12 protein-coding genes and 5 pseudogenes are annotated in these 13,625 nt (G+C 59.1%); 10 read left to right on the top strand and 7 right to left on the bottom strand.

The annotated features are described in order from the left end of the window. The 5 genes and pseudogenes from ASC90_RS28325 to ASC90_RS28880 all read left to right on the top strand — a co-directional run. A pseudogene (locus ASC90_RS28325) lies at window positions 1–157 on the top strand (IS6 family transposase); the annotation flags it as partial. A gap of 274 nt (window positions 158–431) precedes the next feature. Further along, on the top strand, window positions 432–1,781 hold the full coding sequence (locus ASC90_RS14470; RefSeq protein ID WP_056541592.1) for a carbohydrate porin: 1,350 nt from the start codon (window positions 432–434) through the stop codon (window positions 1,779–1,781). A 410-nt stretch (window positions 1,782–2,191) separates the two neighbouring features. Beyond that, window positions 2,192–2,437, top strand: a pseudogene (locus ASC90_RS28320) (cytochrome c); the annotation flags it as partial. Further along, complete coding sequence (locus tag ASC90_RS14465) at window positions 2,388–2,711, top strand: lactate racemase domain-containing protein (protein ID WP_348270871.1); 324 nt, start codon at window positions 2,388–2,390, stop codon at window positions 2,709–2,711. The pseudogene ASC90_RS28320 and the gene ASC90_RS14465, both read left to right, overlap by 50 nt. A gap of 8 nt (window positions 2,712–2,719) precedes the next feature. Then, window positions 2,720–2,830: pseudogene (locus ASC90_RS28880) on the top strand (IS6 family transposase); the annotation flags it as partial. 197 nt (window positions 2,831–3,027) lie between these two features. Here ASC90_RS28880 and ASC90_RS14460 read toward each other — a convergent pair. Continuing rightward, window positions 3,028–3,933, bottom strand: a complete 906-nt coding sequence (locus tag ASC90_RS14460) for a LysR family transcriptional regulator (RefSeq protein ID WP_056541586.1) — start codon at window positions 3,931–3,933, stop codon at window positions 3,028–3,030. Between the two features lie 97 nt (window positions 3,934–4,030). On the opposite strand from ASC90_RS14460, the gene ASC90_RS14455 reads away from it, so the two are divergent. The 4 genes and pseudogenes from ASC90_RS14455 (at window position 4,031) to ASC90_RS14445 (ending at window position 6,418) form a co-directional block, all read left to right on the top strand. Then, entirely contained in the window at window positions 4,031–4,849 is an 819-nt protein-coding gene (locus ASC90_RS14455; protein WP_056541583.1) for an enoyl-CoA hydratase/isomerase family protein, read from the top strand. Window positions 4,850–4,861: 12 nt separating this feature from the next. Beyond that, window positions 4,862–5,755, top strand: a complete 894-nt coding sequence (locus ASC90_RS14450) for an alpha/beta hydrolase (protein WP_056541581.1) — start codon at window positions 4,862–4,864, stop codon at window positions 5,753–5,755. A gap of 45 nt (window positions 5,756–5,800) precedes the next feature. Beyond that, window positions 5,801–6,026: pseudogene (locus tag ASC90_RS30015) on the top strand (hypothetical protein); the annotation flags it as partial. A 101-nt stretch (window positions 6,027–6,127) separates the two neighbouring features. Continuing rightward, window positions 6,128–6,418, top strand: coding sequence for a hypothetical protein (locus tag ASC90_RS14445; protein ID WP_244480392.1), 291 nt, complete (start codon window positions 6,128–6,130; stop codon window positions 6,416–6,418). A 606-nt stretch (window positions 6,419–7,024) separates the two neighbouring features. Here the strand turns inward: ASC90_RS14445 and ASC90_RS14440 are convergent. The 4 genes from ASC90_RS14440 to ASC90_RS14420 form a co-directional block, all read right to left on the bottom strand. Beyond that, complete coding sequence (locus tag ASC90_RS14440; RefSeq protein ID WP_056541577.1) at window positions 7,025–7,375, bottom strand: DUF1330 domain-containing protein; 351 nt, start codon at window positions 7,373–7,375, stop codon at window positions 7,025–7,027. A gap of 42 nt (window positions 7,376–7,417) precedes the next feature. Beyond that, window positions 7,418–8,512, bottom strand: a complete 1,095-nt coding sequence (locus tag ASC90_RS14435) for an NADH:flavin oxidoreductase (RefSeq protein ID WP_056541574.1) — start codon at window positions 8,510–8,512, stop codon at window positions 7,418–7,420. A 53-nt stretch (window positions 8,513–8,565) separates the two neighbouring features. Continuing rightward, the gene (locus ASC90_RS14430; RefSeq protein ID WP_056541571.1) at window positions 8,566–9,147 is read right to left on the bottom strand and encodes a TetR/AcrR family transcriptional regulator; all 582 of its coding nucleotides are present in this window, start codon (window positions 9,145–9,147) and stop codon (window positions 8,566–8,568) included. Window positions 9,148–9,614: 467 nt separating this feature from the next. Further along, entirely contained in the window at window positions 9,615–10,493 is an 879-nt protein-coding gene (locus tag ASC90_RS14420) for an alpha/beta hydrolase (protein WP_082519923.1), read from the bottom strand. Window positions 10,494–10,625: 132 nt separating this feature from the next. Here ASC90_RS14420 and ASC90_RS28875 point away from each other — a divergent pair. Next, window positions 10,626–10,751: pseudogene (locus tag ASC90_RS28875) on the top strand (IS3 family transposase); the annotation flags it as partial. 301 nt (window positions 10,752–11,052) lie between these two features. Here the strand turns inward: ASC90_RS28875 and ASC90_RS14410 are convergent. Both ASC90_RS14410 and ASC90_RS14405 read right to left on the bottom strand, forming a co-directional pair. Beyond that, window positions 11,053–12,879: a PAS domain-containing sensor histidine kinase gene (locus ASC90_RS14410; RefSeq protein WP_056541561.1), complete on the bottom strand. Its 1,827-nt coding sequence runs from the start codon at window positions 12,877–12,879 to the stop codon at window positions 11,053–11,055. A gap of 151 nt (window positions 12,880–13,030) precedes the next feature. Beyond that, window positions 13,031–13,240: a glyoxalase superfamily protein gene (locus ASC90_RS14405; protein WP_056541557.1), complete on the bottom strand. Its 210-nt coding sequence runs from the start codon at window positions 13,238–13,240 to the stop codon at window positions 13,031–13,033. Window positions 13,241–13,625 lie beyond the last annotated feature (385 nt).

Raw genomic sequence — 13,625 nt, 5'->3', positions numbered from 1 at the left:
CCGATCACCGGGAAGTCTGCAGCGGTTCATCTCGATCTTCTCGGCGCTTCGAAATCTCTTCGTCACCCCACGGCACAAACGATCAGCACTGGCCAATCRCATCCATCGCATCCGTGCGATGGCGCATTGGAAGGCGGTCACRAGAGCCATCGCCTGATCTATGACGGGCAACGCCATTCGTCCGTTCACTGCTCGCTAACGTGACAACTCCCGTCTGGCATGTCCCCCGGCCTTAACGGGATCGCGCCGGACCGTGGATGACGTGTGCCGCGCTGGCAACAGGGCAACCACAATTGGCCATAACCCCCCCGACAAACTTGCCCTGCCGCGCAAATCGCTCCAATGATGGAAAGCTCGTTTGCGCTCGCGGTTGCTCCCGATCGGCGCCTGGGCATCCTCCCGAAATCAGAGCCTCCGGAACAGGGACGCGAATGAAGAAGCTACCCGGCGCCGTTTTTGCACTTGCGATCGCCATCCATGGCGCGGGGGCACGGGCTGACGATGCGGCACCACCCTCCTACGCCGATACGACGCTGACAGGCGACTGGCACGGCTACCGCAACTGGCTGCGCGATCAGGGCGTCGCCTTCACGATGTCTCAGACCAGCGACGTGCTCGGCAATGTATCGGGCGGCCTGAAACGGGGAATGGCCTATGACGGTGTTTTCCAGCTGCAAGGCGATTTCGACATGGACCGGCTGGTCGGCTGGACCGGCGGCGCCATCCATATTTCCGGCTATGCGATCCAGGGCCAGGGCCTGTCCGGCAAGGATATCGGCAATCTCCTGACAGTTACCTCAGTGGAAGCCGATCCCGGCTTCAGGCTCGGGGAATTCTATCTCTCGCAGAGCCTCATGGACGACAAGGTGACCGTCAAGCTCGGGCAGATCCTGGCGGACCAGAATTTCGCGATCAGCAATACGGCGAGCCTTTTCGTCAACTCCACCTTCGGATGGCCCGGCATCTTTGCCGTCGATCTTCCCGGAGGAGGACCGGCCTATCCCTTCGCCGTTCCCGGCGCTCAGATCATCGTCAAGCCTGACGATGCCTGGACTCTGCAGGCCGCCGTCTTCAATGGCAGCCCGACAGGGTCCGACCCCGACGGCAATGCCAATGGATTGGGATTTCCGCTTGGCGATGGCGTCTTTGCGATTGCCGAGGCAGGCTTTGCCTATATGCCCGCAAAGGACGGGACCGGCCTGCCCGGCACCTACAAGATCGGCGCCTGGTACAATTCCGAAAAGTTCGACAGCCTGACCACCGCATCGAATGGCGTGTCGCTGGCCGATCCGCTCTCGAGCGGCAGGCCGCGCCGGCTCTCGGGCAATTTCGCGGTCTACGCCGTCCTCGACCAGACGCTCTGGCAGGAGCCGGGAAGTTCGGACAATGGGCTCAATGGATTTTTCCGGATCGCCGTGGCGCCGCAGCAGGAACGCAACAGCATGAACTGGTACTTCGATATGGGCCTTGCCTATAAGGGGCTTTTGCCGGGCCGCGACGACGACACCGCTGGCATCAGCTTCGCCTATGCCGGCATGAGCTCGGGAATGTCGGATCAGGTGAAGGCCGAAAACGCCTTCAACGGGACATCGCAGCCGGTGCCGAATTCCGAAGCCGTGATCGAAGCCACATATCAGGCCGCCATTACCCCATGGATGACAGCCCAGCCATTCTTTCAATATGTCATCCGTCCGGGCGGCAATGCAGCTGACCCCGACAAGCCGAATTCACGGATCCAGAACGCAGCGATTTTCGGTATGCGGGCTGTCGCTAGTTTTTAAGGGTGAGTTTTCAACGTGGGCCTACATTGAAATGCAGATTGATAATTTGACCTCCTTCGTACGTAAAACTGCAACTTCCTAGAAGTACAAACTACCCGTTATGTGCGCCGCCTCGGCGTAGGGTGACGTCTCACGAAAGCATCTGTCATCAGTTTCTGTAATTATAAAGCAACGATATTACATTTGTTTTCTTCGCGCTTGAGGCAAGCTTGGCTGTTACTTGACATGCTGCTTGCTTTCTCAGCAAGCTCGTGCCGAGCTCTAACGTTATCTATCACTTCAAGGGGAAGGGAGCGGCATCATCGCACACGTACTGTTCATACCTAGGTATAGAGTGTCGATCGCCAGAATATCGACACTAGTCGACGTGAGCAAAGCGAGAGCTTCGGATAGTTCTCAAAGGAGGTGAAATGAGTCGGAAAAAGATTATATCCGCCATTGTCTTGCTCGGCGTTTTTTGGAGTCCTGCGAGTGCGGCTGATGGCACGCATGATTCCCGTATTGCCATGATGAAAAAAATCGGCGGCGCTGCCGGAGCGCTTGCCGACATTGCCAAGGGCGCGAAGCCGTACGACGCCGACGCGGTCAAGACAGCGCTGACGACGATTGCGGAAACGGCCAAAGCCTTCCCAGACGAGTTTGGCCCGAATAGCGACAAGGCTGCACTGTGCCCGCGACGAGGACGCCCATGTCGATTTCGGCTTCACCAGCACGCGGCATACGCCCGTCAAGCTCGACCGGCTGTTTGCCGAGGCCGATCTCAGGATCGCCACCGGCCTCGTCGAGCCACATTTCATGGCCGGCTGGTCGGGTGGCAGCAAGGTCATTGCCCCGGGTGTTGCCCATCACGAGACGATCCGCACCTTCCATTCGGCCCGCTTCATGAGTTTACCGAAAAGCGACTTTACGGCCGTTGATCAAACAACGTGACATCCCCCGCCAACCTCTTTCATCTCCATCGGAAACATCTCACTGCCGCAGACCACCGCCAACTCCGCGCCAGCGCCGTCAACACCTGGCGTGAAATCGCATTGTCGACCGTGCTCTGAAATTCCGGACGCGTGCCTTGCCCGCGGCTACGATCCGTAAAGGCGACGCCACCTTTGGGAGCTATATCGCGCAACAGATGCTCCTTACTGGACCGGATGGCAGGCGCCGAGGCGTGAGGGTTGCACCGGCCACTGGCTGCTATAGATCGACGTCCGCCGCCGGAAGACGGGTGTTCCCCCGTTTTCGCCGGGCAGTTCTAGTTCTGTCCGTAGCGCAATCTGTCTCTCATCCGCGGGACTGCGAAATCCAGAAATACGCGCAACTTGAGTGGCACCTGGCGCTGACCGGGATAAATGAAGCTGACCGGGATGGCAGGCGGAGCGTGAGCGTCGAGAACGGTCACAAGCTTTTTCGCCTCGACCAGCTCATCGGCCAGGTAAGACAAAACGCACGCAATCCCCCCGCCGGCCAGCGCGGCGCTCAACGCTGCCTCGATCGAGTTGACGAGGAGGCGGCACGGCACCTCGACAGTCCGGCGCGCGGTGCCGGAGCCGAACTCCCAGCGCGTTCCGGTTGCCAGCCCCTCATAGCCAATGCAGCTATGCGCGACCAGATCCGCAGGATGTTCCGGAACGTGCCGATCCTCGAAATAGGATGGACTGGCGCAGAGGACCTGGCCGAACGAACCGGCGCGCAAGGCGATCATGCTGCTGTCTGGAAGTTCGCCGACGCGAAGCGCAAGATCGACGCCTTCCTCTCCCACGCTGATCTTGCGGTCGGTGAGTTGAACGCTGACGCGGATGTCGGGGTATTCGCGCAGGAATTCGGCAACGACCGGCATCACATGAACGCGCCCCAGAACCTGCGGCACGCTGACCGTAAGCCAGCCGCGCGGCGTCTCGTATTCGCCGGCCGCATCGCGTTCCGCTTCGGCCAGGTCTTCGAGGATCCGTCGGCAGGAGGACAGATAGGTCTGCCCGGCCTGCGTGAGCGTGAGCTTGCGATTGCCCCGCACCAGCAGGCGAAACTTCAAATGGTCCTCGAGCTCGGACACCCTTCGGCTCACCGTCGCCAGGGGAATACGCAGCCGCCTGCTGGCCGCCGACAGGCTGCCCGTTTCCACGGCCGCCAGAAATATCGTCATTGCCTCGAGGCGATCCATAGCCTTCCACCTGTGAAAGGATGCCTCTCGTTTTTAACGGCTGCTGCTCAGCTTTGGAAGGGTTTATTTTGAACCATGCCAAGGAAAGGTTGCTGCCATGAACCTCGAAACCATCAAGACGAAGAGTGCTGAAGGCGTCCTGTTTGCAGAGATCGACGCACCGCCGATGAACCTGATCGGCCCCGAACTGGTTCGGGATCTCGTATCGCTGATCGAACATGCCGAGAGCGACCCTGACATCAAGGTCGTCGTCTTCCGCAGCACCGATCCCGACTTTTTCATTTCCCACGTCGATGTGACCCGCGTCAGCGAGTATCGCAACGAGGCCGCAAGGCTCGCAGGCGAACCCTCCATCGGTCTCCTGTTCCGCCACCTCAGCCAGAGTCGCCTCATATCGATCGCCCAGATCGAGGGTCGCGCCCGGGGCGCCGGAAGCGAGTTCGTCCTTGCCTGCGACATGCGCTTCGCGGCCCGGGGTGCGGCGGTCTTCAGCCAGATCGAGGCTGCCTTCGGCGCGCTTCCGGGCGCCGGTGGCGTCCAGCATCTGGCCCCGCTTGTCGGCCGCGGGCGCGCGCTGGAGATCATGCTGTCCGCCGAGGATTATGATGCCGATACCGCCGAGCGCTACGGCTGGATCAATCGGGCGCTGCCGCCCCTGGAGCTTGCCGATTTCGTGACCGCGCTGGCCCATCGCATCGCGCGCTTCCCGGCTGCGGGGCTCGCCGCTATCAAGGATCGGGTGAACGCCGCCACCCTTGCGCCGATCGAGGACTTCCGGCGCGACTCCGACCTCTTCGGCGAAAGCCTGCGCCATGAAGAGGCCGGACGGCGCATTCGACGCGCATTCGAGCACGGCTTTCAGACGCGAGACGCAGAGCTTAGCCTTGCCCCCTTGCTGGGCTCACTGGATCAATGAGAGGATCGACCGATGTTTACGAAAAAAGACGTTCGCTTTCCCGCAGAGGGCGGTATCGAGTTATCCGCATGGCTCTACATACCGCAGGGCCAGCAACAACCGCTTCCGGCCATCACCATGGCCCATGGCTATGCCGGTACGAAGTATCACGGCATTGATGCCTTTGCCGAAGCCTTCGCAAAGGCCGGTTTCGTGGTGCTGCTGCATGACCATCGCGGCTTTGGCGACAGCGGCGGTCAACCCCGCCATGACGTCAACCCGTGGCAGCAGATCACCGACTGGCGCCGGGCGATCTCGTATCTGCAGCAGCGCCCCGAAGTCGACGAAAATCGCGTCGGCCTGTGGGGAACGAGTTTCGCCGGCGGCCACGCCATCGTCCTCGGTGCGACCGACCGCCGCTTGAAGGTGATCGCGGCCCAGGTTCCAACGATTGACGGATATGCCTCTGGCCTGCGCCGGGTACCCTCGGAAAAAGTGGCCGATCTCGAAGCGCTGCTGGCCGCCGACGACCTTGCCCAGCTTCGCGGCGAGCCGCCCGCGATGCAGGTGATCGTCAGCACGGAGGCGGATCAGAACTCGTCCTACAAGGCAACCGACGCCGTGGACTTCTACCTGAAGAAAGCGCCCGCCGGAAAATGGGAAAACAAGGTCACGCTGCGCTCGACCCGCTGGTCCCGCATGTATGCCCCCGGCGAATGGATAGACCGCGTCTCTCCCACCCCGCTTCTGATGATCGTGGCAGACCACGACCATACCGCCCCGACCGATCTTGCACTCAAAGCCTATGAGCGCGCCCTGCATCCCAAGCGTCTCGTCATGATCCAGGGCGGCCACTTTGACCCCTACGAGCGGGAATTCGAAACCTCATCGGGAGCAGTCATCGACTGGTTCCGGTCCCACCTTTGATAGACTGCAGGGACGTTGGGCGCTGAGGACCACGCAGCGAGAAACGGCCTGACGCCTCATGTGGCCGAATCCTACGCGCCGATGAACATCACCGTCTCCTATGCTAGCCAGGGCGGACGCCCAAGCCCTTCCTTATGATCATCGACTGGATTCATGTTGGAAAGGACTGGAATCGCGATGGCACGATGCGCGCCATCGAAGACAATACGACCTGGAGGTTGCTTCGGAATTCATTCTGCCGGTGCCGCCGGCACTCGCCCCCAAGGGTTAGGTGCCCGCGAGACTGAAACCCTCCCCAACCATGCGCCGCCCGTGCCGCGGGCCCCCTTTCAGGCACGGAGCAACAACAGAAAGGACCTCGAAATGTCTGCAATGACCAGAACCCTCTTTGTTTCCCTCGGCCTCGCCCTGTTGTCGACATCGCTGGCAGAGGCAAAGACCATGTCGCCGGCTGCCGTCGCGACGGTAGGACAGCACAAGCTGCTGACGGACGCCGATGGCCAGTCGCTTTACACCTTCGACAAGGACCAGCCCGGAAAGTCCGAATGCACCTTGCTCTGCGCTCTCGCCTGGCCTCCGTTCGAAGCACCGGCCGGGGCCAAGGCTTCCGGCCCCTGGAGCATCGTCACCCGGCCGACCGGCGTCACCCAGTGGGGCCTATAGCGGCGCGCCGCTCTATACCTACCACTTCGATTCCCAGTCGGGAGACGTCCATGGTGACGGCGCCGAAGGCGTCTGGCATGTCGCCCGGCCGTAACGGCATCGCGCCGGACCGTGGATGACGTGTCCCGCACGGGCAACAGGGCAAGCACAATCGGCCGCAAAACACCCGACAAACTTGCCCTGCCGCGCAATTTGACTTGGAGGTCTCGATCTTCTGGCAGTACTAACCGTGTGGAGGATCGCCGGGTTCAGCAGGTCCCGCCTCGCGAGCGTCTTGCCCCGCGCGGCCCCAAGAGTTCCTGGTCGCTTTCGCGCCTCTCCGAAGCGATCTACCGCAGCCTGTACATACGGGCCCGCGGGGCGCTGAAAAAGGAATTGCTCGAACACCTTAGGGCAAGACGAACAATCCGTCGTTCCCGGCATGCCAGCATGAAACGGAGCGGCTTGGGCCAGATCAAAGATGCGATTTCCATAAGCGAGAGACCTGCGTCTGTCGTCTTCTGGTCTCGCAGGCGGTCTAACAGTCATGAGTCCATGCAGCAGCGCGCGACAGAACCCGTCATCTTGTGCTGCGCCGCGTGACGCGGCGCAGCGACTTGTTTTGGGTCAGGCGCCGGCGATCGCGCGCCGGACATCCTGGGCAAAGCCCTTGACGGTGAAGCCTTCAGGCAACTGATCGATCAAGATTAGGTCGGAGATCGAGTTCTTCGTGCGAAGCGGCAGGATAGCCTGGTATTCAGGCGAATTGTACCAGGTGTCAGCTGCTTCGCGGCTGGGAAATTCCATGAGGACGACGGCACCAGACCAAGTCCCCTCGACAACGGTCGCAGGTCCCTGCGCAAGCCATTTACCGCCAAATGGAGCAACTGTTGCTTCAACGCTTTCGAGATAGGTGAGGCCCTGGTCATTGGGAACGTCGCCGGGGATTCGCAGGTGGTTGATCAGATAAGTAGTCAAGATTTAACTCCTGTTGATGGATCAAATTGGAAACTGTCGATGCTAGGCGAGTGAAGCCAAATGCGACTTTTCGAAGGGGAACAGCGCCTGGAAATCCCCGCGCCGAATGGCGTTCGGCCAGTTCGGGTTGCTGATGAGGGCTCGTCCGATTGCTATCAGATCGAATTCTTCCTCTTCCATGCGTCGCAACAGTTCCTCCAGCGTGCCGAGCGGTGCGCCATTTGACTCGCCGAGCAGCTGTTCGAGGAAATCGGCACCAGAGAGGCCAACCGAACCAACGCTGATCGTTGGCCGCCCGGTGATCTTGCGGGTCCATCCCGCGAGATTAAGTGAGGAGCCCGTAAATGCCGGCTCCCAAAAGCGCCTCGTCGAAGCATGAAAAATATCGACCCCGGCGTCGCTGAGTGGGCCTAGAACCTGCTCAAGCTCCTCAGCATCTCCCGCGAGCGTTGCCGCATAGTCCTGAAGTTTCCATTGCGAAAAGCGGAAGATGATCGGGAAGTCAGGTCCGACGGCCTGACGAACGGCCCGGACCACATCTGTCGCAAATCGCGTCCTTTGCGCCGCGTCGCCACCGTAAGCATCCGCGCGGCCGTTTGTGCGCGACCACAAAAACTGGTCGAGGAGGTAGCCATGGGCTCCGTGGAGCTCTACCGCGTCAAATCCAATCTTGCGAGCGGCCGCGGCAGCCGTGGCAAACGCCGCAATGCTATCGGCGATATCGGCATCGGTCATCGCCCTCGCCCCAGATTCCGATTCGCTCGGGCCTTCAGAGGGCGTTTCCGGTGATGGTCCGGTCCCTTTTGCGCGGAGGTTGCCGAGATGCCAGAGCTGCGGCGCAATTCGCGACCCGGCAGCATGGACTTCCCTCACTACTTTTGCCCAGCCAACGAGGCTGTCGGGTGAATGGAAATTCGGTATAGACGAACTACTTGAGGCGGCAGGACGCCCGATAGTCGTGCCTTCGGTGATGATCAATCCGACACCACCCTCGGCGCGACGCCGATAATATTGCGATACATCCTCACCCGGAACGCCGTCTGGACTTAGCTTCCGCGTCATCGGAGCCATGACGATGCGGTTTCTCAGGTCCAATTGCCCAAGCTTAAAGGGACGGAAAAGGGGGGTGACGTCCATGGTGCAGCATCCTCAATTCGATCGCGCTTGCGTACTTGCTTTCGTGCCGACGCTCACGGGCGATCGGCCGAGATAGATGTTTGCTGGCTGAGCAGCCAACCTTTGGTTTCGTGGAGAATCTCTTCTGAGAGAGTGGCATCTTCGCTGATCCGCGAGAGGATCAAGGCGCCGATCATCGCGGACCAACTGCCGACCGCTATCTGTCGCCGCTGTTCGTCAGTCTTGCCGGCAGCCCCTGCCGCAAGAAAATCGATCTGGCTGCGAATGGCCTGCGACATCGCCGCACGGCCTGCCTCATGTCCGCGGGCCGCCTCCGAGCCAAGGGCCGCAAATACACAGCCTGAACCGATGCTGTCCCGGTGCTCGGAGGTCAGGTAATTTTCTGCAAGTGCGGGAATGCCAGGAGCACCGTTGGTCGCTGCCTCCTGCTGCACGGCTAAGGCCTGACTGATGGCTTGCGTTGCCAAATCCGACTTGTCCGAGAAATGCCTGTAGAATCCACCGTGCGTCATTCCAGCGGCTCTCATGACATCCGCCACGCCGACCTGCTCGATGCCCTTTTCTCGAAATAGCCGTCCTGCGGCCTGCAAGATCAGCTGGCGATTAGCGTCTTTTTTGGCTGCGCTGTTTCGCATGGCGGCTCACCTTCCGTAACAAATGGATGATAATAATCATCTAAACGTTCACGGGCGGTGTTGCAAGGGGGCGCCGAAAGATTCATGCGAATGTCAGTGCTCCGGCGGGGTGACGCCTCTTCACCTCCAAGACTGGTTCTCATTCACGTACTGCTCAGCGGCCGCTAGGGTTCCGTCGCAAACTTTTGAAAAAAAATGCCGCTTACGGATCATGTGAGCCACCTCGATACCATCCGGGCCCCTGAACATTAAAGGGGCATCTGTGGACGCCCCGGGGAATGAAGGCTGAACAGCGGCCCTGCCGCTATCTGGCTGAAAATCATCTACTGGCATCCCGACGAGATTCCAGCCTTACACCGGATCGGCGAACTCTAAGATGTCGAGAAGGCTAGCCAAACGACGGCAACGTATTGTCCATCTCGAAACAAGAGTGACGATCCCGTGAGGAAGCTGAGATTGGCTAAGGCTCAGTGCGGGGTCAGCTTATGAGCTTTAAAGAATGCAAGTACCGAGGCGAGGAATTCCTCCGGCTGCTCAAGATGAGCGAAATGGCCACTATGGGCAAAGCGTACCAGCTCGGAATTTCGAAGGCTGTCATGCAGGGTTTCACCCCATTTAGGCCCGCATATGAAATCGTGATCACCTGTGAGAATTAGCGCCCGCACGGAAAGATTTTGAAGTCTCGATCGAGCATCAAAGGGTTCGTTGTTGCCAATGAGAATTGTGGCGTTAATCCCTGCGCGAAACGCTTCAAGATCAAGCTTCTCTCGGACACCATCGGCGAAGTAAGCGGGGAGTAGATCGCGCATTATCTTTGTATAGTCGTCATCGCTCGACATCTTAGGGACCGACTGCCAAGCTTGGAGTACCGCTGGCCCATCGGCGTGATGGCGATCAGCAAAGGCTTGAATGCCGTTTGCGGCGTTCCTCATAAAGTCATTGCCTGTCACCGCCGACGATGAGTACAAGATCATCCCCGATACGCGATCGGGGCTTCCGCTCGTATGTTCCTGGATGACAAAACCGCCATGCGAATGACCGAGAAGAATGACATTGGAAATGTCGAGCGTCTCAAGAAATCTGCGAAGCTGATTTGCAAAGAGTTCAATAGTATAGCCGTGCGGATGTTCTGCTAATTGACCTGAACCACCTGTACCAATCGGCTCAAGGTACACCATGGTAAAATGGCGCTCCAAGAGGGGCATGCGAAGATATTGCCAGTGAATTCCTGGGCCGCCGGGATGAACCACGATCACCGGCCCTTTGCCCGTGACATGAAAGCTTTGGCTAATTCCATCGATATCGACGACATGATGTCCGGAACTCAGGGTATTCAAAATCGACATTGATCAGCCTTTATCAACAGAGCGCATTCGTACTCACCGAATTACGCAATTAGCCTGAGCTAGCGAGCCCGACCACACACACTCCGGTGACAACACGATCTTTTGAAAGACGTCGAGTAGAGGTGGCTCGGGGAAGGGCTGGAAGCTGGGCGGCTGCACGTCGCCACGCTGATGAAGAAGATGCGCATCGAGGCGATCTATCGCCGCCCGAACACCTCCAAACCAACTCCAGGTCACAAAATCTATCCCTACCTCCTGGACCATTTTTGGTTAGAGTTTTCTGGTGCATTTTCCTGGCTGGGAAAGGAACGGAAGACGATGAAGGCATCGCAGTTTTCGGACGCCCAGAAGGCGTTTATTTTGAAGCAGGGTGATGAAGGGGGATGGCACTGGCCCGCCGGGCAAGTGCGGTCGCGTCGAGCGTAACGTGCTTCGCCACGTCATCGACGCTCTCCTCGCGAGGCGCTGGTGATGAGGACTGCAGGAAAATGCTTTGGTCTCCTCCCTGTCGTCTCTCTTGAATGTCGGTGCGGTCCGCCTTTGCACTGACCTTCGCGGTTTACTTCGTCCAAGAGAGCCTTCCCTCGTGGTCTGATGAAATGATCGGAAGGTGGACAATGAAAGTCGCCCCGCCCGCAGGGTTTTGGCGGGCGGTTATCTTGCCGTGGTGCGCTTCGACGATTGATCTGCAGATGGCGAGTCCCATTCCCATTCCGTGCTCCTTCGTCGTGTGAAATGGCTTGAAGAAAGCTTCACCATCGCCGGAAAAGCCTGGTCCGTTGTCGCTGCACGAAATAACGACGGCATCGTCGTCAACACACGCCGACACGCGGACGATCCGGTTGCTGAAATCGTCGTGGGAAAGCGCCTGTATGGCATTCATCATTAGGTTGATGATGACCTGCTGAAGCTGGACTGGGTCGCCTATGATGTGGGGCAGATCGTGCGGCATGTCGATCTCAACCTCGACCTTGCTTCGGCGGGCCAGTGCTTCGACATAGGACAGCGATCCCGATAGGAGCCCGCCGCAGTCGAGCTCCCGGAATGTCGATCCGCCCTTTTCGAAAAGCGTTCGGACGCGCGCTATGATGTCACTTGCCAGTTGGGCATAGCCGACCATCCGTCGGGCGTTCGCCTTTGCCTTCTCGAGGTCCGGCTCATCGCGTTCGATCCAGCGAAGCAGCGCTCCGCCGCTGGCGACCAGAGCGCCGAGAGGTTGGTTGACCTCGTGGGCGATCGATGCAGTGAGTTCCCCGGCCATCGCTACGCGGGCGACATGGGCGATCTCCACCTCGCTCTGCTTGAGGCGTTCGGCGGTCCGGACGTCCGCGGTCACGTCCATGATCACGGCGGTGTAGTTGCCTCCCTCGGGGGAGGCGAGCTGTCCGAGCACGCGGATATGCTTGATCCTGCCGTCATCGAAAGAAAGGCGGAAAGTCGCTTCGATCTTCGGCTTGCTTTTGCGCAGGTCCGCGCGGAACCGCTCGAAACCCGTAAGGTCATCTTCGTGAATACGCGAGACAAGGAGGGATAGCGACGGTCGGGTTTGCGGATGATACTCGAGTATCCGGTACGTTTCGTCCGACCAGAACAACCTTTCTTCGGAAAGCTCGAAGCCGAAGGTGCCGATTTTGCTGAGTTCCTGTCCTTTGGCGAGATAGGCTTCGCTCAGTTGTAGCGACGTCTCTGCCGCCTTTCTCTCCTCGATGTCGAAAATCGCGCCGTACCAAGCAGTGACAACGCCATTCTCGTCGCGTCGAGGCGTTCCAATGCTGACGCACCAGCGGTAACCGATCTTGTCATTGCCGACGCGAGCTTCGTAAGTTCCCTCGGAGCCACTGGCGAGCATCCTCCGCCAGTACGCTTCGATGCCCTCCCGATCTTCGGGATGAACCCCGTCGCGCCAACCCCACCCTACGGCTTCGGCTAGGGTCAGGCCGCAGAAATCAAGCCATCGTTTGTTGGCGTAGTCGAAGAAGCCGTCCGACCCAGCCCGCCAAATCATCGCGGGTACGTGGTCGAGTGTCCGCTGGAAATCGGCGGCAGTTTTCTCGCGGGCGATTTTCGAGACGATAACGCTGTCCGCGTCCATTCCGACAAGGAGGCGACCCTGGTGGACATCGGATGCTCTGAAGAGATGCCAACGGAATTTGCCGTCGCCGGCGCGCAGGCGTACGACCGCTTGATCATCCCCGGAGGACAAGCGCTCGAGTACGGAAACCTCAGCCGGGTGCACGAACGACTTCCAGCGGTCGCCGAGCAGAGAGGGAGTGTCTTCGCCTGTAAGGAGTGCCCAGTGCCTATTCAAGTAGATCGCATGCCCTTCGTGGTCCAAGATAACGGCCAGCGCGGGCAGTTCCTCCGCGATTTCGGATGGTTTGAACATCGAGCTAACTGTGCGACGGTTTGATGGTGGTCGCTGACAGATGAGGGCAACCCTTTGCTGGAGAGACCTCCTCAATCATAGCTGTCTTCCTCAACAAAAGCCGAAGCGTTGCTTTCCCTTCGATACATCGGATGCTCCGTGACAACATGGGTTACCCTCTACAGCGGCAGACGGCCGAGCAGAGAAGAGGCTTGTCGGCCGCATCTTGCCCTATCGCCGCAGAAAGGGCGTTCCAATCTTTCAGACTGAATTGTTTTGCAATCAATCCCAGGCAATCGCTGTGAGATAACTCCACATCGCGATCGCAGAGAGCCTGCCACAAAGCTTTCCCCATGCCTTTGATACCGAGCGTCTTAAGCATTCCAGATCCTCTAAGGCAATCACTACGTCAGAGCTCACATTGCTGACCGACTGCCATGGGGGCTGGAGTCGAATGGGTATCACTAAGTGCATGCACCATACCAAACCTGGCGTGAGCGGCGGGCTGCATAAGGTCCGGCTGCAATTTCTACATGCGTCTTCCGCATTGTCAATGAAGCCCGCGGGCCTCGCTCTTGCTTCCCCAAGACTCCCAAGTTTATTTTCCGGCTTTGCATTTGACTTCTGCGACGTCGCAGAAATCTGGCTTTTGCAACACGTTAGCGGAATGGAGGGTGTTGTCACATAAACGCGACGTCAGTGAATTTGGCATAGAGACGGTGGTATGAAGAGTTCTGCCGTCAGCTACAAGCGCCACCGTTTCCCGC

Source organism: Rhizobium sp. Root1220 (assembly GCF_001426265.1).
In the GTDB taxonomy this organism is placed as follows: Bacteria; Pseudomonadota; Alphaproteobacteria; order Rhizobiales; family Rhizobiaceae; genus Rhizobium.
This window is presented reverse-complemented; position numbering and strand designations above follow the sequence as displayed.

What these genes read in the sequence shown, in the direction of transcription:
- ASC90_RS14405 (WP_056541557.1), bottom strand. Translation starts at nt 13,240, where the DNA reads ATGCTTAAGACGCTCGGTATCAAAGGCATGGGGAAAGCTTTGTGGCAG.
- ASC90_RS14455 (WP_056541583.1), top strand. Translation starts at nt 4,031, where the DNA reads ATGAACCTCGAAACCATCAAGACGAAGAGTGCTGAAGGCGTCCTGTTT.
- ASC90_RS14445 (WP_244480392.1), top strand. Translation starts at nt 6,128, where the DNA reads ATGACCAGAACCCTCTTTGTTTCCCTCGGCCTCGCCCTGTTGTCGACA.
- ASC90_RS14470 (WP_056541592.1), top strand. Translation starts at nt 432, where the DNA reads ATGAAGAAGCTACCCGGCGCCGTTTTTGCACTTGCGATCGCCATCCAT.
- ASC90_RS14410 (WP_056541561.1), bottom strand. Translation starts at nt 12,879, where the DNA reads ATGTTCAAACCATCCGAAATCGCGGAGGAACTGCCCGCGCTGGCCGTT.
- ASC90_RS14420 (WP_082519923.1), bottom strand. Translation starts at nt 10,493, where the DNA reads ATGTCGATTTTGAATACCCTGAGTTCCGGACATCATGTCGTCGATATC.
- ASC90_RS14430 (WP_056541571.1), bottom strand. Translation starts at nt 9,147, where the DNA reads ATGCGAAACAGCGCAGCCAAAAAAGACGCTAATCGCCAGCTGATCTTG.
- ASC90_RS14450 (WP_056541581.1), top strand. Translation starts at nt 4,862, where the DNA reads ATGTTTACGAAAAAAGACGTTCGCTTTCCCGCAGAGGGCGGTATCGAG.
- ASC90_RS14460 (WP_056541586.1), bottom strand. Translation starts at nt 3,933, where the DNA reads ATGGATCGCCTCGAGGCAATGACGATATTTCTGGCGGCCGTGGAAACG.
- ASC90_RS14435 (WP_056541574.1), bottom strand. Translation starts at nt 8,512, where the DNA reads ATGGACGTCACCCCCCTTTTCCGTCCCTTTAAGCTTGGGCAATTGGAC.